Here is a 21,033-nt window from a genome sequence, read left to right as displayed (position 1 = left end):
TGTATTAAAAAATTAAATTGTTTTTAGATTTGATTTGATTTGTATCTACTATATAAACAGTTGATATGCTGTCTATGGTATTTAATAGGAGCTGAATTTTGGATACATCCATAGCATCGTCATTGTTTTCTATTTTTAAAAAATAGTCTACTTTTTTAAACTCAGGAAGTAAAAAGACTTTTGTTGCCACTTCCATTGTTACGTCCAAAAATAGATTTTGAGTAGTTCCTTTTTTATATTGGACAACCTCGTTTTTATTTTGAATTAAATTCCAGGTAATGGCACTTTCCATATCATTGTAATAAAATCTGGAAAAATTAGTCTCTCCTTCTTTTATATTTATTTGAATTTCATTCTCATTTTTACTTAGGTTTATAGGCAGCTTTTGATTAATAAAAAATGCCAATCGATAGTCTTCTAAGGAAGTATGAATTGCAATAAGATAGTAATCTATTTCGTCAAATTCGCCAAGATCCAGTTTATGAATAGCCATTTCATGAAAAAATAAGATGTAAATATAGTATTTCTAGTGAAGTATAAGCCCCTCAAAACGTGTTGTTTTTGTTAATTTATGAACGAAAACGATATAGTTTTATTAAAATTGGGATTATTTCCTATCCATTTTTTCTTGAAATGCAAAATAAGCACGTTGGGATGCTTTTTCTTCTGCCTTCTTTTTAGAAGTTGCTCTTGCTTTTGCAATTACTTTATTATCGATGCTCAGTTTTACACCAAACAGCCTTTGTCCGTCAATGGCATTGTCTTCAAAAATATCATAATGAAATATTTTTTTCTCTTTTTGACACCATTCTATAATCAGACTTTTGTAGCTGATTACTTTTCCTTCCAGTCTTGCAATGTCTACGTAAGGAACTATGACTCTCTTTTGAATGAATTTTTCGCAATACACATAACCTCGGTCTAGGTAAATTGCTCCGACTAATGATTCAAAAATATTACCATGAATGTTTTCTCCAAAATGCTGCAGCGGCACTTTGCTTTCAATGTATTGGACTAGATTTAGATCTTTTCCCAATTCGTTCAAGTGTTCTCGGCTCACAATTTTAGAGCGCATTTTAGTCAAATAACCTTCGTCACCTGCGGGTGCTTTATTGAATAAATGAGCAGCAATAACAGAGCTTAACATAGCGTCACCCAAAAATTCTAAACGTTCGTAATTGATTGGATTTCCTAAAATATCGAGGCGATTTGAGGAGCGATGGGTAAATGCTTTTTTATAAAAATCAAGATTTACGGGAGCAAATCCTAAGATTTTCTGAATAGAATCAAAAAAAATCCCGTCTTCTGTAGAACGGGATTTTGAGAATATTTTTCTGATTATACGCATATATAATTAGATTTCTAATTTTTTAACCAATACACAAGCATTGTGACCTCCAAAACCGAAAGTATTACTCATCACAACATTCATGTCTCTTTTCTGAGCTTTATTAAATGTAAAGTTTAGTTTAGAATCTATGTTTTCATCATCTGTAAAATGATTAATGGTAGGAGGTACTATTCCATGTTTCAGGGAAAGAATCGAAGAAATGGTTTCGACTGCTCCTGCTGCTCCAAGTAAATGGCCCGTCATGGATTTAGTTGAATTTAAGTTCATCGTGTAAGCATGTTCGCCAAAAACATGTAAAATTGCCTTAGATTCCGCCATGTCACCCAATGGTGTTGAAGTTCCGTGCATATTTACACCATCAACATCAGTTGCTTGCAAACCAGCATCTCTTAAACAGTTCAACATTACATTTTTAGCACCTAATCCTTCAGGATGTGGTGCAGTAATGTGATACGCATCAGCTGACATTCCGCCACCACCTACTTCACAATAAATTTTTGCTCCACGTGCTATTGCATGTTCGTATTCTTCGAGTACTAATGCTCCGGCTCCTTCGCCTAAGACAAAACCATCGCGATCTTTATCCATTGGTCTTGAAGCAGTTTTAGGATCATCGTTTCTGGTAGATAAAGCGTGCATAGCATTAAAACCTCCCATTCCGGCTATTGTTACTGCTGCTTCAGATCCTCCAGTGACCATGGCATCCGCATGACCTAATCGAATGTAGTTGAAAGCATCAATAATAGCATTTGTGGAAGAGGCACAAGCTGAAACAGTGGTAAAGTTCGGACCTCTGAATCCGTATTTTATAGAAATATGGCCACCGGCAATATCCGAAATCATTTTTGGTATAAAGAAAGGATTGAATTTTGGTGTGCCATCACCGGCTGCAAAGTTCAACATTTCAATTTGAAACGTTTCTAATCCGCCAATTCCTGACCCCCAAATAACTCCAACTCTGTCTTTGTCTAATTTTTCGAAATTAAAACCAGCATCAAGCACCGCTTCATCCGATGAAACCATTGCATATTGCGCATAGCGGTCCATTTTTCGGGCTTCTTTTCTGTCTAAAAAATCTTCAGCATTAAAATTTTTCAATTCGCAGGCAAATTGCGTCTTAAATTTTGAAGCATCAAAATAGGTTATTGGAGCGGCACCGCTAACCCCGTTTATAAGTCCGTTCCAAAATTCTTCAATGTTATTTCCAATAGGTGTAAGAGCGCCTAAACCTGTTACAACAACTCGTCTTAATACCATAAATTCTTTATTTTTGTTATCTTTAAACAAATAAAACCCATGCTTTCTTTACTGTATTACTATTACAAAAGAGCCATGGGTATTACAATAAATATATTTTTGATTGAAATTCAATCTCGAATTTAATTTTTAAAAAAAATAATAACACCCGATTACATAAATGCAAACGGGTGTGTACTTTATTATTTTTTAGCTTCCTCGATGTAAGAGATTGCTTGACCTACAGTAGCGATGTTTTCTGCTTGATCGTCTGGAATTTGGATATCAAATTCTTTTTCGAATTCCATAATAAGCTCGACAGTGTCTAATGAGTCAGCTCCTAAATCATTAGTGAAGCTTGCTTCTGTTACAACTTCGTTTTCGTCAACGCCTAATTTGTCTACGATAATCGCTTTTACTCTTGATGCAATGTCTGACATAATCTTTAATTTTAGAATTTAATTTGTTGGCAAAAATAAAAAACTTTATTTTAAAACAACTATTTAGTTAATAAATGTGACATCTAATTTATGAAATTTATTTTAACAAACCCGAGACAATGTTATTTATTTTCAATTTTTATTCCTTTTTTTGTGCAATTAAAACATGCTAGGTTATGAAAAAAATTGTGCTTTTTGCTTCTGGATCGGGTACTAATGCTGAGAACATCATAAAGTATTTTGTACAATCTAAACTGGGAACCGTGGTAGCGGTATTCACAAACAACCCAAATGCCAAAGTAATTGAAAGAGCAAAAAAGTATGGGGTTCCAACACAGATTTTCTCAAAAGAACAGCTTTTTGAAAGTGAAGTATTACAAAAAATAAACGTAATTCAACCTGATTTGATTGTTTTAGCTGGTTTTTTGTTGAAATTTCCAGAAAATATCATTGCAGCCTATCCGGATAAGATCATAAATATTCATCCTGCATTGTTGCCAAAGTATGGTGGAAAAGGAATGTATGGGATGAACATTCACAATGCAATTGTTGCCAATAGAGAAAAGGAAACGGGAATTACCATTCATTTTGTAAATGAAAATTATGATGAAGGAAATATTATTTTTCAACAAAATGTTGTTTTAGCGGGTGATGAAACACCGGAAGAAGTAGCTGCAAAAATACATGAATTAGAACAAAAATATTTCCCAACAGTAATTGAGGGAATCCTAAATCAAAAATCCTAATTCATAAATGGAACACGACGTACATATATATACTGATGGTGCTGCCAAAGGGAATCCTGGAAATGGCGGTTACGGAGTGGTGATGGAATGGGTAGGGAAACCGTATAAGAAAGAATTCTATGAAGGTTTTCGCCGAACTACCAATAATAGAATGGAATTGCTGGCCGTTATTGTTGGCCTTGAAAAGTTAAAAAATTCGAATACTAGAGTTTTAGTGGTTTCTGATTCTAAATATGTAGTTGATTCGGTGGTTAAAAAATGGGTTTTAGGTTGGGAAAAAAAAGGATTTATTGATAGGAAAAATTCCGACTTGTGGAAACGTTTTCTGATTGTTTACAGAAAACACAAAGTAGATTTCAAATGGATCAAAGGGCATAATAATCATGTTCAAAACGAAAGGTGTGATGAATTAGCCGTTATGGCTTCGATGCAAAAAAAACTTTCTGTCGATGCTTTCTATGAAAAAGAAGAAGCAAAGTTGTTGTGATTCAAGGGAATAAATTGGCAAAACTTTACGCTTTAGACCCTTTGCAACTTTACAACTTATAAACTATCTTTGCGCCTTAATTCGAAACGTATATAATGAATAAATTATTGATTGTTGGAACAGTAGCTTTCGACGCAATTGAAACTCCATTTGGAAAAACGGACAAAATTTTAGGTGGTGCAGCAACTTATATCGGTCTATCCGCTTCTTTTTTTAATGTACAATCTGCTATAGTTTCTGTAGTTGGTGACGATTTTCCACAAGAATATTTAGATTTATTGACCTCAAGAAACATAGATATTTCTGGCCTTGAAGTTGTAAATGGTGGGAAAACTTTCTTTTGGAGTGGTCGTTATCACAATGACTTGAATTCTAGAGATACGCTGGATACTCAATTAAACGTTTTGGCTGATTTTCAACCAAAAGTTCCTCAAGACTATAAAAATGCCGAAATAGTAATGTTAGGAAACTTACATCCATTGGTACAAAGCAGTGTTTTGGACCAAATGGAGACTCAACCTAAATTAACAGTATTAGATACTATGAATTTTTGGATGGATTGTGCGTTGCCGGAATTGATGGATGTAATAAAACGTGTCGATGTAATAACCATCAATGATGAGGAAGCAAGACAACTTTCTGGAGAATATTCTTTAGTGAAAGCGGCTGCAAAAATTCAAGCGATGGGACCTAAATATGTTGTAATTAAAAAAGGGGAACACGGAGCACTTATTTTTCATAATAAAGAAGTTTTCTTTGCGCCAGCTTTACCACTTGAAGAAGTTTTTGATCCAACTGGAGCAGGAGATACTTTTGCCGGAGGATTTGCAGGATATTTAACGCAGAGCGAAAATATTTCATTCGAAAATATGAAGAACGCAATTATTCAAGGATCGAATTTGGCTTCCTTTTGTGTGGAGAAATTTGGAACCGAAAGAATGGTTGATTTAGAGAAAAAAGAAGTAGTGTCCAGATTACAACAATTCAAATCACTGACACAATTTGACATAGAATTATAATATATTGAAACCTCGGAAACGGGGTTTTTTTGTTACCAAAAATTAGCAGGGAAATTCATCTGATTTATCATTTTTTACTCAGTTGAAATTATTTTAGAATAACACAACAACACAAACAACCTTACAATGAGCGATGCTTTAAAACACGAGTGTGGTATAGCCTTAATTAGATTACTTAAACCGCTTGAATTTTACAAAGAGAAATACGGAACGGCATTTTACGGAATCCAAAAAATGTATCTTTTAATGGAAAAGCAACACAATCGCGGTCAAGATGGTGCTGGTTTTGCAAGTATTAAATTAGACGTGGAACCGGGAGAACGCTACATCAGTCGTGTTCGTTCCAATCACGCGCAACCAATCCAAGATGTTTTTGCTCAAATAAACGACAGAATAAATGAGGAAATGGCCGCTCATCCGGAATACGCAGATGATGTGGCGTTACAAAAACATAAAATTCCTTATTTAGGTGAATTGTTTTTGGGACACGTTCGTTACGGAACTTTTGGAAAAAACAGCATCGAAAGTGTTCATCCTTTTTTACGTCAGAATAACTGGATGCACAGAAACTTGATTTTGGCAGGAAACTTTAACATGACGAATGTTAAAGAGCTTTTTCAAAGTTTAGTGGAACTGGGTCAGCATCCAAAAGAAATGGCAGATACGGTAACAGTGATGGAAAAAATTGGTCATTTTCTTGATGATGCAGTAACTGATTTGTACCAAGAGTGTAAAAATGAAGGATTGACTAAGAGAGAGGCTTCACCCGTTATTGCAGAGCGATTGGATGTAGCTAAAATTTTGACCCGAGCTTCTAAAAATTTAGATGGCGGTTATGCAATGGCAGGACTTTTGGGACATGGTGATTCATTCGTATTTAGAGATCCTGCAGGAATTCGTCCCGCTTATTTTTATCAAGATGATGAAATAGTGGTAGTGGCCTCAGAAAGACCGGTAATTCAAACAGTTTTCAATGTTCCTTTTGAAAAAGTTCAAGAAATTGAACCAGGAAATGCATTAATCATCAAGAAAAACGGAACGGTTTCTATGCAGGAAATTCTTCCGCCAACGGTTAAGAAAGCCTGTTCTTTTGAACGAATTTATTTCTCCAGAGGGAGCGATGCCGAAATATATCAAGAAAGAAAAACATTGGGAAGACTTATTCTTCCAGCTGTTTTGAAATCAATTGATCAAGATACAGACAATACAGTTTTCTCTTATATTCCAAATACGGCTGAAACTTCTTTCTACGGATTGGTAGAAGCAGCACAGGATTTCTTGAATCAAAGAAAGAACAATTATATTCTGCAAAACAGAAATACATTAACGAAGGAATCATTGCAAGAATTATTAGCAGTAAAAATTCGTACGGAAAAAGTAGCCATTAAAGATGCGAAACTTAGAACCTTTATTACGGAAGATAGTAGTCGTGACGATTTAGTTGCTCACGTATATGATGTTACATATGGTGTTATAAAACCCACGGATAATTTAGTTATTATTGATGACAGTATTGTTCGAGGTACAACCTTAAAAATGAGTATTATCAAAATGATGGATCGTTTGAATCCAAAGCGAATTGTTGTCGTTTCATCGGCACCGCAAATACGCTATCCGGATTGTTACGGAATTGACATGGCTAAACTGGAAGGTTTAGTGGCTTTCAAAGCAGCATTAGAATTACTTAAAGAAAGAAACTTGTATCATATTGTTGATGAAGTGTATGCGAAATGTAAAGCGCAGGAAAATTTCAAGGACAGTGAAGTGGTAAATTATGTTACGGCAATTTATGCGCCTTTTGAAGTACAAGAGGTTTCGGATAAAATTGCTGAAATGTTGAGTTCACCAGAAATTAAAGCCGAAGTGAAAATTATTTTCCAAACTGTAGAAGATTTACACATTGCTTGTCCTAAGAATTTAGGAGATTGGTATTTTACTGGAGACTATCCTACGCCAGGAGGAAACCGAGTAGTAAACCGAGCATTCATGAACTTTTATGAAGGAAAAGACGCCAGAGCATATTAATATTTGGCCTGATGGGGTTTTAATCGGTTTTCTAAGTTGTTCATCTAATTTATTTGGTAGCAACGGAGAACTACTATAATTTTGAGTCACCATAATATTAGTAGGTTAAGTTTATGGTAGATTTGGGGCAAAAAGGGTGGAAGAGATTCCACCTTTTTTATTGGAATAAAGTCAAGAAAATGATAAAATAAAAGGCGCCGATTTCAAATTTTGAAATCGGCGCCTTTTATTTTAAGATTAAAGAAACAAGAAAAAAGACAACAGTAATTTTTGAAGTCTTTATTCTTTCCTCTTGAATCTGTTTTTATTTCTCTAAAGCAAATCTTCTTGAAACTTCAGTCCAGTTAATTACATTGAAAAAAGCCTCAATATAATCGGGTCTTCTGTTTTGATAATGCAAATAGTAAGCATGTTCCCAAACATCCATCGCTAAAATTGGAGTTCCGCCACAACCTACACCAGGCATCAATGGATTGTCTTGGTTTGGAGTACCACAAACTTCCAATTTTCCACCTTTATGAACACAGAGCCAAGCCCATCCAGAACCAAATTGTGTTGCTCCAGCTTTGCTGAAACTTGCTTTAAATTCTTCAAAAGTTCCAAAAGAAGCTTCAATCGCAGCCAATAAATCTCCAGTTGGAAGTCCACCACCGTCTGGTGTCATAACCGTCCAAAACAAATTATGATTATAAAAACCACCGCCATTGTTTCGAACTGGCATGTTTTTCATATCAAGATTAATCAAAATATTTTCGATGGTCTTACCTTCCATATCCGTACCTGCAATTGCAGCATTCACGTTGGTAATGTAAGCGTTGTGATGTTTCGTGTGATGAATTTCCATCGTGCGCGCATCAATATAAGGTTCTAATGCGTCATACGCATAAGGTAATTGTGGTAATTCAAAAGCCATAATATGATTGTTTAATGATTTATAAATATTTATTCAAATTTAAACATTAAACTTTGGAAACGGAAATTCTATTTCGTTATAATTTCATTAAATTAATTGATAGTGTGCTCTTTGGAGTTGTAACAGGCTTATTTTCAGGAGCTATTTCCTGCTTTCCGCTACAAATGAAATTCACTGAACACCAATTAAAATAAAAGTATAGTGAAGTAATCTTTTTATTCGTCTAAAAGGCTCATAAAAAGGATTTCCACTTCAAACGAAGTTCACTGAACTCCTATGAGAATAAAAGTTAGGTGAAGTAATCAGGGCTAAAAAACGGTTGTGCTTTAAATGGTCATTTTGTTTTAAATAACCGTTTTAGAACCAAAATTTCTAAATTATGATTGCGCCATTGCCATACATACAATGCTAATTTTTGCGCCAGGAATTTTCAGTAATGCTCTGGAACAAGCTTCCAGTGTTGATCCTGTTGTGATGACGTCATCTATTAAAAGGAAATGTTTATTGTGGTCTTTTTCAGTAAAGGAAACATCAAAAGTGCTTTCGATTCCTTCTGTCCTGCCTAATAAATTTTTCTTAGATTGTGTTTTCGAGTACACATTTCGAACCAAAATAGAACCATTATAATCGATATTTAAATCGGATGAAAGTGCTTTTCCAAAAGCAGTAACTTGATTGTATCCTCTTTCTTTTAGTTTTCTTCGGTGCAATGGAACCGGAATAATTTCATCAACAGATTGTAATAAATCGATCGTTTTTAAATCTTCAGCGTACCATTCGCCAAGAATTGCCCCTATTTCTTCATGTCCTTTGTATTTTAAATTATGAATGAGCTCCTGTACAATTCCCTTTTTATGAAAATAAAATAAGGCCGAAGTATGCATTACAGGAATTCGTCCATAAAACTTTTTGAAAGCATCATTTTCTGGATTCAAGTGATGATTCGTCAGCGGAATTTCGTGTCGGCAAACCGTGCAAATTACATTTTCATTGGACAATAAAAAAGAGCTGCAACCGGAACAGACTTTTGGAAAAAAGAGATTTATAATGCTTTCAAACATGTAATCAAGGATTTATTTATAAAAATAGACAAATCAATGCTTCAATCTTTAACAATTTTCTTTTTTTTAAGTTCACTTTTTATATTTTTGCATTATTATGGCAAAACAAGAAGATTTATTTAAGAATGTAGTTTCGCACGCAAAAGAATACGGATTTATTTTTCCGTCAAGCGAAATATACGATGGTTTAAGTGCAGTCTATGATTATGCACAAAACGGAGTAGAATTAAAGAAGAACATACGCGAATATTGGTGGAAAGCAATGGTTCAAATGAACGATAACATTGTAGGTCTTGACGCGGCAATATTGATGCACCCAACCACATGGAAAGCATCTGGCCACGTTGACGCTTTTAACGATCCATTGATAGACAACAAAGATTCAAAAAGAAGATATAGAGCTGATGTTTTGATTGAAGATTATGCTGAAAAACTAAATCAAAAAGCAATCAAAGAAATCGAAAAAGCACGTGCTCGTTTTGGTGATGCTTTCAATGAGCAGGAATTTGTAACAACAAATGCTCGTGTAATGGAGTACAAATCTAAAGAAAGAGAAATTCTGGAAAGAATGGCTCGTTCTCTTGGAAACGAAGATTTGGAAGATGTAAAAGCATTAATCGAAGAACTAGAAATTGCTTGTCCGGAATCAGGTTCAAGAAACTGGACCGAAGTGCGTCAATTCAACTTGATGTTTGGAACAAAACTTGGTGCTTCAGCTGATTCAGCAATGGATTTATATTTGCGTCCAGAAACCGCTCAAGGTATTTTTGTCAATTTCTTAAATGTTCAAAAATCAGGACGAATGAAAGTTCCTTTTGGAATTGCCCAAACCGGAAAAGCGTTTAGAAATGAAATCGTTGCGAGACAATTTATTTTCCGCATGCGCGAGTTTGAACAAATGGAAATGCAATTTTTTGTACGTCCAGGCGAAGAAATGAAGCATTATGAATTCTGGAAAGAAGCTCGTTTGAAATGGCATTTATCTCTTGGTTTAGGAAGAGAAAATTATCGTTTCCACGATCACGAAAAATTAGCGCATTATGCGAATGCTGCGGCTGATATTGAGTTTAATTTCCCTTTTGGATTCAAAGAATTAGAAGGAATTCACTCGAGAACTGATTTCGATTTGAAAGCGCACGAACAATTCTCGGGTAGAAAATTACAGTATTTTGATGCTGAATTGAACCAGAATTATGTTCCTTATGTTGTGGAGACTTCAGTAGGATTAGACAGAATGTTTTTGGCAGTTTTTGCGACTTCATTAAAAGAAGAAACATTAGAAGATGGTTCCACAAGAACAGTGCTAAAATTACCTTCGGTTCTAGCACCAACAAAAGCGGCCATTTTACCATTGGTAAAGAAAGATGGATTGCCGGAAATTGCACATAAAATTATTGACGATTTACGTTGGGATTTTAATGTGGCGTATGATGAAAAAGATGCGGTAGGAAGACGTTATAGAAGACAAGATGCATTAGGAACTCCGTTTTGTATAACTGTTGATCATCAAACAATAGAAGATCAAACGGTAACAATTCGTCATAGAGACACCATGAAACAAGATCGTGTGGCTATTGCAGACTTGAAATCCATTATCGAGAATGAGGTTTCAATGAAAAACTGGTTGATGAAAATGTAATTATTTTTGATTTATATAAAAAAAAGCTTCTCGATTGAGAAGCTTTTTTATTTTTTTAAAATCGGTAACCTAAAGTTATTCCGCCTCGACCAACAACCTCAGGGCTATTATCACTAAATAAATTGCGTCCTATTCCAGCATTGATTTCAAAGACAAATCCTTTTCTATGAATCCATTTGGATCCAAGACCAAAACCAAGAGCAAAATCAGCTCCTACTTCATCTGCTACAAAATTAGTTACAGTCGTTCCATTATCGTTATAGTATGTTGTATAACCGTGATCTACATATGAATTTAACATCGCAAAGCCTTCTACAAAAAATCCAGCTGCTGGTTTTTTTCCAAAATAAGCTCTGTAATATGGAGTAAGGCTAAAATTAGTTTCAAATTCATCTTCAGCCACAAAGAACAGAGAAACTCCAACTCCGGCATCCTCATTAATTAGACGTTCATACGTTACTTCTACTGCGCCTAGTACTAAAAAAAGAGCATTTCCTTTTAATTCATTTCTTTTGAAATTTGTGGTTTCTTTTTCTTGGCTAAAACCCAAAAAAGAGGAAGTTAAGCATAGTAAGGCAAAAAGGTTTTTCATAGGGTTGTTTTTTTTGGATAAAAGTAAGATAAATTTGTAAAAAAAGCATTCTTAGTACATCAATTATTTTAGGTATTCATTGATTATTAGAAATGTGGCTAGCATAATAATTTGACATTTCGTTAGGACTAATAAAGCAATCACTCAGCCAATTATTAAAAGGGGTTCTACAATTTAGAGTACTAATAAATCCTTTTGTCAAAAAACAAATCAAATATTTTTAATGTGTAGCAAAAAAGATAACCTTAGGCCTTTTAGCAAACAGTTAGTTATAATAGAGCTCCATAACATTCGATTGTATTTCCTTCTTACTATTTATTTATGGAATTGTAATGCTAACAGTTTTCATAACAGGATTAAAAATTTGGTTTAAAGTAGTAATCTATTTTTATTACTTGTTATTTCATACTTTTGTTGATACAATTTCCTTAATGAAAACTAATTACATTTGAGTCTATTGTATATTTCATTTTAATGTAGGCTATAATCTATTCCAGAAAAAAACCAGATGAATTATTCGTACGTTATTATTGACGATGATCAAGAAAGTATTTTGAAAACTAAAGCAATTGCAGATGGTTTTTCAGAACTTTCCTTTATTGGCTCCGTACAAAATGCTGTGGATGGTTTAAACCTTATTTTAGAAAAAAAACCGGAAATAATTTTTCTTGAAATTGATCCAGTACATGTGGACTCTAATTTATCACTTGGTTTTATTGATACTTTACACAAATATTTAACGATACTTCCCAAGATTATTGTGACTACGCAAGAAAAGAATTTGGCTTTTGATTCTTTTCAATATGAAGTGAAAGAGTACTTATTGAAGCCGGTAACTCAATCGGATATTATAAAATTGATGTTGAGGTTAAATAAATCAAAAAGGGAAGAAGAAATAGGGATTGTCGAACGAGCAAAACATGTTGGTAATTCTCTATTTTCATCGGAACAAAAAATGCCAAATGAATTACATCCTTTACGATTGTGTATCAAATCCTATGGAGATCACAGGTATATTGATGCTAAAGACATTTGTTTCTTCCAAGCAGATAATAATTCTACAGACATTCATTTGAATAACGGTGAAATGATAACGGCTTTCAAAACACTAAAATATTTTGAAGCGGTATTATCCTATCCTTTTATTAGGATTCATAAAAGTTATATTGTAAATCGAAACTATATTTCTCGAATCCACAATGGAAACTCAGTTTGTTATATAAAAAACACCAATTCAAGATTGCCTTTTTCTAAATTGTACAAAGGTAATGTTGATCAAGTTATTTCTGATTTTGCTAATGGAAATTACCTAGAAATTTAAAATAATGCAGTTTACCCTAATTTGATACCTGTACACTACCAATTGAATATGTTCTACCACTAACCCTTTTTTAGGTGTTGTTTTTTGGGATATGCGAAGTAGTTTTACATCATGATACAGTGATAATCACCATCATAACAAATGTAAAAACAACAAAAACATAAAATCCCCAAATTATGAAAAAAGCAATAGTAACAATCGGATTATTTTCTTTAGTGATGGTATTAACTTCTTTTACTTCAAATGAAGAAATCACCTCAGTAACAAAAAAAGACAATAAAGCAGAGGTTTTTAAAATCGAAAATGTAAAATTGGAGATTAACGGGGCACAATCTGTAGGTGGGAACAAGAAAATGGATTAGTAGACTTTTTAAATATATTAAAAAGGTTGCCAAAGAAATTTGGCAACCTTTTTTTATGGGACTAATTTTATTTTGTTATTTTTGAAAGAACTATATTCTCTCTATTGAAATTTATCTCATCTATATTACTTGTTGTTGTACTCTTTTTTTTTGGTTGTAACCAAAAGAAAAAAGTTTCCTTTATTAATGAGGGTTCAGAAGACACACTCTCTTCTTATTTTTCTTTGGCAAATGATTTCGATTTGTCTCCTCAGTTGAGAGAGATATATATAAAAAAAGCATCAAAAATTGTTGCAGGTCAAGAAAATGACTCGTTGCATCGAGTAAATTTATTTAAAATTGCTAATCGATATTACAATTTAGACAAATTTGAAGAGTATAAAAAAACAGTGTTTGTGGTGCTGAAAAAATCTGAAGAGAAACAGGATTTTATTAGTCTTGCAAAGGGCTATACTTATTTAGCGGATTATTATGATTCTCAAGCAGTATCGGATAGTTCTTTTTTATATTATGACAAAGCAGAGAAAATGTATCTTGAATTAGAAGACAAGACTAATCAAGCGAGAATAATTTTAAATAAAGCCAATCTACAGTATAAAGAAAGTGATTTTTTAGCAAGTGAAATAATGGTATTCAAAGCTTTGGCAGCAATAAAAAGTATTAAGGCTAATAATATTCAATACGATGCCTATAATCTTCTTGGTGCGATATACAATGAGTTAGATGATTTTGATAATGCAATGACCTATCATAAGAAAGCATTGTCTAGTATTGATGATGAGTTGACGGCTTCTTTTTATCAACCGAAAGCGACTTCTTATAATAATATTGGTTACGCTTATCTCAAAAACGATAATTACGAGCAGGCTAAAAAGTATTTTCAAAAGGGATTAGAGCAGGAAAATGTGTTTAAGGATAAGCCTTCATTATATGCAATGTTAGTAGATAATTTAGCCTACTCTGAGTTTAAACTTAATGAAATGGAGGGTCTTCCTGATTTATTTTATAAATCATTAAAAATCAGAGATGATTTGCAACTTACAACGGGTATTATTGCAAGTAAATTGAACTTGTCGGAGTATTTTATTTCTGTGAAAAACATTCCAAAAGCAGGTCAATATGCCAAAGAAGCATTGGCATTATCACAAGAGACAAATAATTATCGCAATATTTTAATATCTTTAAAGCATTTGTCCATCATTGAGCCTCAAAATGCTGCGATTTATTCTAAAGAATACATTAGTGTCAATGAAAAACTTCAAAAATCAGAGCGAAAAATAGGGAATAAATTCTCCCGTATCGAATTTGAAACAGAAGAGGTGAAGGAAAAAAACTCCAATTTGACGACTAAAAACAGGAATCTGTTGTATGCTTTACTTTCTTTTACAGTGTTTGGATTGTTTCTGTATATCGTAAAGACACAAAAAAATAAGAATAAAGTACTTGTTTACAAACAAAGGCAACAAAAAGCCAATGAAGATATTTATAATTTAATGATTTCCCAGCAAAGTACTATTGAGACCGGAAGAGTTAAAGAGAAAAAAAGAGTTGCCCAGGAATTGCATGACGGTGTTTTAGGTAGGATGTTTGGTTTGCGGATTAATCTGGACAGTCTAAATAAATTTGATGATACCATCGCCGTTGAAAAAAGAAATAATTACCTGCTGGAATTAAAGAATATTGAACAGGACATACGTGAGATTTCCCATGATTTGAGTAGGGAAAAATCAGAATTAATTAATAACTTTGTAGCCATTCTAAACGACTTATTTGAGGACCAAAAGAAAACCTTTGAATCTAAGTTGATTCTAAGTATTGATCCAGCTATTAAGTGGGATTTAATGAGTAACTCGACTAAAATTAATTTATATCGAATTATTCAGGAGTGTTTGCAAAATATTAATAAATATGCCAATGCAGATACCATTACCATAAAATTTAAGAAAGCCGAAAATAATCTTGTTCTGGAAATTATCGATGATGGAATAGGTTTTAATGTGAACAGATCAAAAAAAGGAATAGGTTTACAAAACATCCGTTCTAGAGCCCATGAATGTAACGGTACGGTTGAAATAAATTCTAAAATGGGAGAAGGCACAGTTATTGCAGTCAAAATTGCGTTAGAATAAATATAAACACTTACAAATAAATGACAATTGATTCAACTGCAGACATCATAATCAAAAATAACATATTGATTGTTGATGACCATCCTTTTATAATTGAAGGATATAAAAATGCAATAACACGGTACCATCCAGATCAATATCATTTTTGTATTGATCAAGCTAAAGATTGTCAATCCGCATATGACATTATTACTAATCCGGATACGCCTCTATTTGACATCGCTTTTTTGGATATTAGCATGCCGCCGTATGCAGAAAAAAACATTTATTCTGGGGAGGATTTAGCAAAATTATTATCGCAATATATGCCGAATTGCAAAATTATTTTGTTAACCATGTTTACGGAGCTATTAAATATAAAAACCATTATAAAGACTATAAATCCGAGTGGGCTGGTTATAAAAAATGATTTAACGTTTGATGAATTACTTTTTGCATTCGATAAAGTTTTAAAAAACAACAAATATTACAGTGAGTCGGTTTTGAAAATGCTGAATCAATCTGAAGAAAATACGATACAAATTGATCAATTTGATAAACAAATTTTATTTCATTTATCAAAAGGTACTAAGTTAAACGAAATTACGCAATACATCCCGATTTCATTAGTCGCAATTGAAAGAAGAAAACTTAACCTAAAAGAGTTATTAAAGATAGAAGGCGGTAGCGATATCGACTTAGTCCGTGAGGCAAAAAATAAAGGATTGCTTTTCTAAATTTTCTTAAATAAAAAACGACACCTAGTAAGTGTCGTTTTTTGTGTTTTTTAATGAATTTTTATTCAGTTAGAGCATCCCAACCACGTGCTTTTAAAGCAATTTTGGTATTGGCACGAGTTACCAAATGAATACCTTCACTTTCTTGTGTCATATGGCCAATAATTGTGAAATTTGGATTTGCTTTGATTTTTTCAAAATCTTCCATGGCAATGGTGAAAAGCAATTCGTAATCTTCTCCTCCGTTTATGGCAACTGTTGTACTGTCGATATTGAATTCTTCACAAACATTAATAAATGTTGGATCGATAGGTAATTTATCCTCATATAAATTACAACCCACTTTGGACTGTTTGCACAAATGCATAATTTCAGATGACAATCCATCCGATATATCAATCATTGAAGTTGGTTTTATTTCTAAAGCATGTAATAAAGTACGAACATCTTTACGTGCTTCCGGCTTCAATTGACGTTCGATTAAATACGTATATGCATCTAAATCCGGTTGTGAATTTGGATTAACTTGAAAAACTTGCTTTTCACGTTCCAAAACTTGTAATCCCATGTAAGCAGCACCAATATCACCGGTAACCACTAGTAAATCAGTTTCTTTGGCGCCGTTTCTGTACACAATTTCTTCTTCATCTGCTTCGCCAATGGCAGTAATGCTGATAATTAATCCTTTTTGGGAAGAAGTCGTATCACCACCTATAACATCGACATTATATTCGCGGGCTGCATGCGTAATTCCTTGAAATAATTCATCCAACGCTTCCAGTGGAAACCGATTGGAAACCGCAACAGAAACCGTGATTTGTGTTGGTTTGGCGTTCATCGCACAAATATCTGAAACATTGACTACAACTGCTTTATAGCCCAAATGTTTTAAGGGCATGTAAGCCAAATCAAAATGTACTCCTTCAATCAGTAAATCCGTAGAGATAACGACCTTTTTATCTTTGAAGTCCAAAACGGCAGCATCATCGCCAATCCCTTTTAGAGTAGAAGGTTGATTGATTTCAAAGTTTTTTGTTAAATGGTCTATCAATCCAAATTCTCCTAATTGGGCAATACTTGTACGTTGTGGGGTTTTATCTTCGATCATTATTTTTTATTGTTTTGAGATTGCAAATATACAAAGAAATATTCGCCTCTAATTGTATCAATTTTCGCCATTTTTTTGCATCTTTAAGTAATTAAAATCATCAACAATGGAATCATTTGATATCGTTACTATAACAGTTAACTCGGCTTTGGATAAAAGTACCCATTTTAAAGGCTTGGTTCCGGAACAGAAAATTAGATGTGAGGAACCGAGGTTTGATGCTGGTGGAGGCGGAATCAACGTGTCCAAGGCAATTTCCCGTTTGGGCGGAACTTCATTGGCAGTTTTTACATCTGGCGGGCCTACAGGTAAAATGCTGGAAGAATTGGTTGCTAAAGAAGGAATTGCCTATGAAGGAATTGCCGTTGAAAGTTGGACCAGAGAAAGTTTTGTTGCCGTGGATGACAATACGAATTCTCAATACCGTTTTGGATTTACCGGTGGAAAAATTTCCGAAGAAGAAAGTGAAAGAATTTTAGAAACCATAGTAGCTTTAAAACCAAAATTCTTAGTAGCCAGTGGCAGTTTGAATGAAGGTTTATCTGATAATTTTTATTCAAAAATTGCAGAAATCGCAAAAAAGTCAAATGCTAAATTAATTGTGGATACTTCAGGCGAAGCATTAAAAAAAGCCTTAGAAGTGGGTGTTTATATGATCAAACCAAATGTTGGTGAACTTGCAAAACTAATTGGCGTAGAGCGATTGGAACTGGAGGAAGTAAATGAAGCCGCAAAACAAATCATAGCTAAAGGTGGCGCCGAAATCGTAGTTGTTTCTCTCGGTCCACAAGGCGCGGTGTTGGTTACAAAAGAGTCATATGAGTTTGTTCCCGCTCCCAATGTCGCCAAAAAAAGTACAGTAGGTGCCGGAGACAGTATGGTGGGCGGAATGGTTTGGGCACTTTCGCAAAATAAAAGTCTGAAAGAAGTAATTCGTTGGGGAGTCGCTTGCGGTTCGGCAGCAACCATGAATGAGGGAACCCAATTGTTTAAATTCGAAGATGCAAAACGATTGTTTGAATGGTTGAAGAATAAATAGAAACAAAAAAACCTGACAATTTTTACATCGCCAGGTTTTCTCTATATTCTATTCTCTTTATTCTTTCTTCTAAAAAAATCTAGTCATTCAACTTCAAAACAGCCATAAACGCTTCTTGTGGAATTTCAACATTTCCAACCAGTCTCATACGTTTTTTACCTTTTTTCTGTTTTTCCAATAATTTACGTTTACGAGAAATATCTCCACCATAACATTTGGCGGTAACGTCTTTACGTAATGCTTTTATCGTTTCACGCGAAATAACTTTCACACCAATTGCAGCTTGAACAGGAATGTCAAATTGCTGACGTGGAATTAATTCTTTTAGTTTCTCACACATTTTTTTACCAATCGAATATGCATTATCGGCATGCATCAAAGAGGATAAAGCATCAACAATGGTAGCGTTCAATAAGATATCTACTTTAACCAAATTAGAAGTTCGCATCCCAATTGGCGTGTAATCAAAAGAAGCATATCCTTTAGAAACGGTTTTCAAACGGTCATAAAAGTCAAATACAATCTCTGCCAAAGGCATGTCAAAAGTCAACTCAACACGTTCGGTAGTCAAATACGTCTGATTGGTAATCAATCCACGTTTTTCGATACACAAACTCATTACATTTCCAACGTAATCAGATTTGGTAATGATTGTTGCTTTTATAAAAGGTTCTTCCACATGGTCTAAACGAGATGGCTCTGGCAAGTCCGAAGGATTATTTACGATAAGCGGTGTTGTGGGATCTTTTTTGGTGTAAGCCAAATACGAAACGTTGGGAACGGTAGTAATCACAGTCATGTTGAACTCTCTCTCCAAACGTTCTTGGATAATTTCCATGTGCAACATTCCTAAGAATCCACAACGGAAACCAAATCCCAAAGCGGCTGAACTTTCCGGCAAAAATACCAGCGAAGCATCATTCAGCTGCAGTTTTTCCATAGAGTTTCTTAACTCTTCATAATCTTCAGTATCCACAGGATAAATCCCTGCAAAAACCATTGGTTTCACATCTTCAAAACCAGTAATTATATTGGTGGTAGGGTTTTTAGCATCGGTTAGCGTATCACCTACTTTTACTTCTTTTGCTTCTTTGATCCCAGAAATTAAATATCCAACATCACCTGCAGAAATGACTTGTTTTGGAACCTGGTTTAATTTCAAAGTACCAATTTCATCTGCAAAATATTCGTTTCCGGTAGCCATGAATTTAATCTTTTGACCTTTTTTTATTTGCCCGTTTTTCACACGAAAAATAACTTCGATTCCTCGAAACGGATTGTAATGCGAGTCAAAAATCAGTGCTTGTAACGGCTCGTCAACATTTCCTGATGGAGGCGGAATTTTTTCGATAATTGCTGCCAATATATTTTCAACACCAAAACCAGTTTTACCAGAAGCATGAATAATATCTTCTAATTTACATCCAAGTAAATCAATAATATCGTCACTTACTTCCTCAGGATTGGCACTTGGTAAATCTACTTTATTCAAAACTGGAATTATTTCCAAATCATTTTCTAAAGCCAAATATAAATTCGAAATCGTTTGTGCTTGGATACTTTGCGCAGCATCTACAATCAAAAGTGCACCTTCGCAAGCTGCAATCGAACGAGAAACTTCATACGAAAAATCGACGTGTCCTGGAGTATCAATCAAATTCAGAATATATTCTTGCCCTTTATAGGTGTATTCCATCTGAATCGCATGACTTTTTATGGTAATCCCACGTTCGCGCTCCAAGTCCATATTGTCTAGCAATTGCGCTTTTTCCTCACGAGCAGTAACGGTTTGTGTTGCGCCTAATAATCGGTCAGCAAGCGTACTTTTTCCGTGGTCAATATGTGCAATTATGCAAAAATTCCTTATGTGTTTCATTTTCTATATCTGTCAATTTTACTGATGCTCTCGCATTTAATTTGCAAATATAAGGTAAAAGTTTGACAGTTGAATTCGATTTAATTATGTGGTGTTTGAAAAATTAAGAATTAAGGATTTGTATGCTTATAATTGAATTTTGCTTTGTAAAAAGTAGTGTCTGTTGTGGAGAAATTAACTCTTCGGTTGTCTTTGTTTTCAAATTCTAAACTGTCATTTACCATAAATTTTATTTCAGTAAACGTATAACCAGTTTCAAAAGTAATGGTTAACTGGTATAGACTGTCTTTTTTAATGGCCTTCATTTCACTGTTTTTGCTCCATGATAAGGGTTTGTCATTCCCTTTTATACCCGCAGTTTTGATGTTTTTTATTTCGGATGCATCCAATGTAAAAACAACTGTTTTTTGATAAGTTTTTTGAACGCAACCGGTCAAAATTAAAGAAAGTAGTAGTGCTATTATTGCTAGTTTAGTTTTCATATTATGTGTTGTTTTTAGATAATAAATAATCAATTCCAAATCTTCCTGAACCAAGGATTAAATAGAACATTGCTACCCAAAGAAATCCCATTGCGGCAAGACAATTCCATAATCCGTTGTTAATTTGTTGCATGAAAATAGCAACCAGCATCGTGCAGATAATAAGGAATGATGTTACTCTTGTTTGCAGTCCCAGTAGTAAAAATATACCGCCAACTGCTTCTGCAAAGGCACCCATCCAAGCAAAGAACGCTGGAGCAATAGCAAAAATTCCTCCATAACTCGCTACATCATTAGGGAACCAAAAAGCGACTTCAAATAATCCTAAATTATTGTCAATTGGTGACCAGGGCATTCCAAATTTTGCTGCTCCAAAATCGAAGGCGAGTAAATATCCACATACAATTCGCGGAATTGTTAAAAATAAATCTTGTGACCAAGTTGGTAATAGTATAGGTTTTGTAATTCTAGTGAGTAGTTTCATATTTTTT

21 protein-coding genes are annotated in these 21,033 nt (G+C 34.0%); 10 read left to right on the top strand and 11 right to left on the bottom strand.

Annotation, left to right across the window (positions count from 1 at the left end):
* Positions 1-4: 4 nt before the first annotated feature.
* The 4 genes from DR871_RS03310 to DR871_RS03295 form a co-directional block, all read right to left on the bottom strand.
* The gene (locus tag DR871_RS03310) at positions 5-493 is read right to left on the bottom strand and encodes an IPExxxVDY family protein (RefSeq protein WP_113664869.1); all 489 of its coding nucleotides are present in this window, start codon (positions 491-493) and stop codon (positions 5-7) included.
* A 114-nt stretch (positions 494-607) separates the two neighbouring features.
* Positions 608-1,348, bottom strand: coding sequence for a ribonuclease III family protein (locus tag DR871_RS03305; protein ID WP_113634187.1), 741 nt, complete (start codon positions 1,346-1,348; stop codon positions 608-610).
* 6 nt (positions 1,349-1,354) lie between these two features.
* The gene (gene fabF, locus DR871_RS03300; protein ID WP_113665460.1) at positions 1,355-2,608 is read right to left on the bottom strand and encodes a beta-ketoacyl-ACP synthase II; all 1,254 of its coding nucleotides are present in this window, start codon (positions 2,606-2,608) and stop codon (positions 1,355-1,357) included.
* Between the two features lie 182 nt (positions 2,609-2,790).
* Positions 2,791-3,027, bottom strand: coding sequence for an acyl carrier protein (locus tag DR871_RS03295; protein WP_007137004.1), 237 nt, complete (start codon positions 3,025-3,027; stop codon positions 2,791-2,793).
* A 176-nt stretch (positions 3,028-3,203) separates the two neighbouring features.
* Between DR871_RS03295 and purN the strand changes: the two genes are divergently transcribed.
* The 4 genes from purN (at position 3,204) to DR871_RS03275 (ending at position 7,304) form a co-directional block, all read left to right on the top strand.
* A complete protein-coding gene (gene purN, locus DR871_RS03290; protein WP_113664870.1) occupies positions 3,204-3,773 on the top strand; it encodes a phosphoribosylglycinamide formyltransferase in 570 nt (189 codons plus the stop codon).
* Between the two features lie 7 nt (positions 3,774-3,780).
* A complete protein-coding gene (gene rnhA / locus DR871_RS03285; RefSeq protein ID WP_113664871.1) occupies positions 3,781-4,260 on the top strand; it encodes a ribonuclease HI in 480 nt (159 codons plus the stop codon).
* A 95-nt stretch (positions 4,261-4,355) separates the two neighbouring features.
* Positions 4,356-5,279 carry a PfkB family carbohydrate kinase gene (locus DR871_RS03280; protein WP_113664872.1) on the top strand — a complete coding sequence of 308 codons (924 nt, stop codon included), beginning with the start codon at positions 4,356-4,358 and terminating at the stop codon, positions 5,277-5,279.
* Positions 5,280-5,405: 126 nt separating this feature from the next.
* Positions 5,406-7,304: an amidophosphoribosyltransferase gene (locus DR871_RS03275; protein ID WP_113664873.1), complete on the top strand. Its 1,899-nt coding sequence runs from the start codon at positions 5,406-5,408 to the stop codon at positions 7,302-7,304.
* A 304-nt stretch (positions 7,305-7,608) separates the two neighbouring features.
* Here DR871_RS03275 and DR871_RS03270 read toward each other — a convergent pair whose 3' ends face one another.
* Together DR871_RS03270 and DR871_RS03265 are read right to left on the bottom strand one after the other, a co-directional pair.
* Positions 7,609-8,217: a superoxide dismutase gene (locus DR871_RS03270; protein WP_113664874.1), complete on the bottom strand. Its 609-nt coding sequence runs from the start codon at positions 8,215-8,217 to the stop codon at positions 7,609-7,611.
* 377 nt (positions 8,218-8,594) lie between these two features.
* A complete protein-coding gene (locus tag DR871_RS03265; RefSeq protein ID WP_113664875.1) occupies positions 8,595-9,278 on the bottom strand; it encodes a ComF family protein in 684 nt (227 codons plus the stop codon).
* A 97-nt stretch (positions 9,279-9,375) separates the two neighbouring features.
* On the opposite strand from DR871_RS03265, the gene DR871_RS03260 reads away from it, so the two are divergent.
* Positions 9,376-10,917, top strand: a complete 1,542-nt coding sequence (locus DR871_RS03260) for a glycine--tRNA ligase (protein ID WP_113664876.1) — start codon at positions 9,376-9,378, stop codon at positions 10,915-10,917.
* A 55-nt stretch (positions 10,918-10,972) separates the two neighbouring features.
* Here the strand turns inward: DR871_RS03260 and DR871_RS03255 are convergent, their stop codons facing one another.
* The gene (locus tag DR871_RS03255; protein ID WP_113664877.1) at positions 10,973-11,509 is read right to left on the bottom strand and encodes a DUF3575 domain-containing protein; all 537 of its coding nucleotides are present in this window, start codon (positions 11,507-11,509) and stop codon (positions 10,973-10,975) included.
* Positions 11,510-12,017: 508 nt separating this feature from the next.
* Between DR871_RS03255 and DR871_RS03250 the strand changes: the two genes are divergently transcribed.
* The 4 genes from DR871_RS03250 (at position 12,018) to DR871_RS03235 (ending at position 16,037) form a co-directional block, all read left to right on the top strand.
* Positions 12,018-12,830 (top strand): LytR/AlgR family response regulator transcription factor, encoded by an 813-nt coding sequence (locus DR871_RS03250; RefSeq protein ID WP_113664878.1) that lies wholly within the window; start codon positions 12,018-12,020, stop codon positions 12,828-12,830.
* 176 nt (positions 12,831-13,006) lie between these two features.
* Entirely contained in the window at positions 13,007-13,192 is a 186-nt protein-coding gene (locus DR871_RS03245) for a hypothetical protein (RefSeq protein ID WP_113664879.1), read from the top strand.
* A 104-nt stretch (positions 13,193-13,296) separates the two neighbouring features.
* Positions 13,297-15,321 (top strand): tetratricopeptide repeat-containing sensor histidine kinase, encoded by a 2,025-nt coding sequence (locus DR871_RS03240; protein ID WP_113664880.1) that lies wholly within the window; start codon positions 13,297-13,299, stop codon positions 15,319-15,321.
* Positions 15,322-15,341: 20 nt separating this feature from the next.
* Entirely contained in the window at positions 15,342-16,037 is a 696-nt protein-coding gene (locus DR871_RS03235) for a response regulator (RefSeq protein ID WP_113664881.1), read from the top strand.
* A gap of 61 nt (positions 16,038-16,098) precedes the next feature.
* On the opposite strand, the gene thiL is transcribed toward DR871_RS03235, so the two are convergent.
* Positions 16,099-17,145 (bottom strand): thiamine-phosphate kinase, encoded by a 1,047-nt coding sequence (thiL, locus tag DR871_RS03230; protein WP_113664882.1) that lies wholly within the window; start codon positions 17,143-17,145, stop codon positions 16,099-16,101.
* Positions 17,146-17,251: 106 nt separating this feature from the next.
* On the opposite strand from thiL, the gene DR871_RS03225 reads away from it, so the two are divergent.
* On the top strand, positions 17,252-18,184 hold the full coding sequence (locus DR871_RS03225) for a 1-phosphofructokinase family hexose kinase (protein ID WP_113664883.1): 933 nt from the start codon (positions 17,252-17,254) through the stop codon (positions 18,182-18,184).
* Positions 18,185-18,263: 79 nt separating this feature from the next.
* Here the strand turns inward: DR871_RS03225 and lepA are convergent, their stop codons facing one another.
* The 3 genes from lepA to DR871_RS03210 all read right to left on the bottom strand — a co-directional run bounded on the left by lepA (position 18,264) and on the right by DR871_RS03210 (position 21,026).
* Positions 18,264-20,060: a translation elongation factor 4 gene (lepA, locus tag DR871_RS03220; RefSeq protein WP_091166283.1), complete on the bottom strand. Its 1,797-nt coding sequence runs from the start codon at positions 20,058-20,060 to the stop codon at positions 18,264-18,266.
* A gap of 110 nt (positions 20,061-20,170) precedes the next feature.
* Complete coding sequence (locus DR871_RS03215; RefSeq protein WP_113664884.1) at positions 20,171-20,542, bottom strand: hypothetical protein; 372 nt, start codon at positions 20,540-20,542, stop codon at positions 20,171-20,173.
* A 1-nt stretch (position 20,543) separates the two neighbouring features.
* Complete coding sequence (locus DR871_RS03210; protein ID WP_113664885.1) at positions 20,544-21,026, bottom strand: DoxX family protein; 483 nt, start codon at positions 21,024-21,026, stop codon at positions 20,544-20,546.
* Positions 21,027-21,033: the final 7 nt, after the last annotated feature.

Source organism: Flavobacterium petrolei (assembly GCF_003314435.2).
Taxonomy (GTDB): Bacteria; Bacteroidota; Bacteroidia; order Flavobacteriales; family Flavobacteriaceae; genus Flavobacterium; species Flavobacterium petrolei.
The sequence above is the reverse complement of the archived record's forward strand: the minus strand, read 5'-3'. Positions and strand labels throughout refer to the sequence as shown.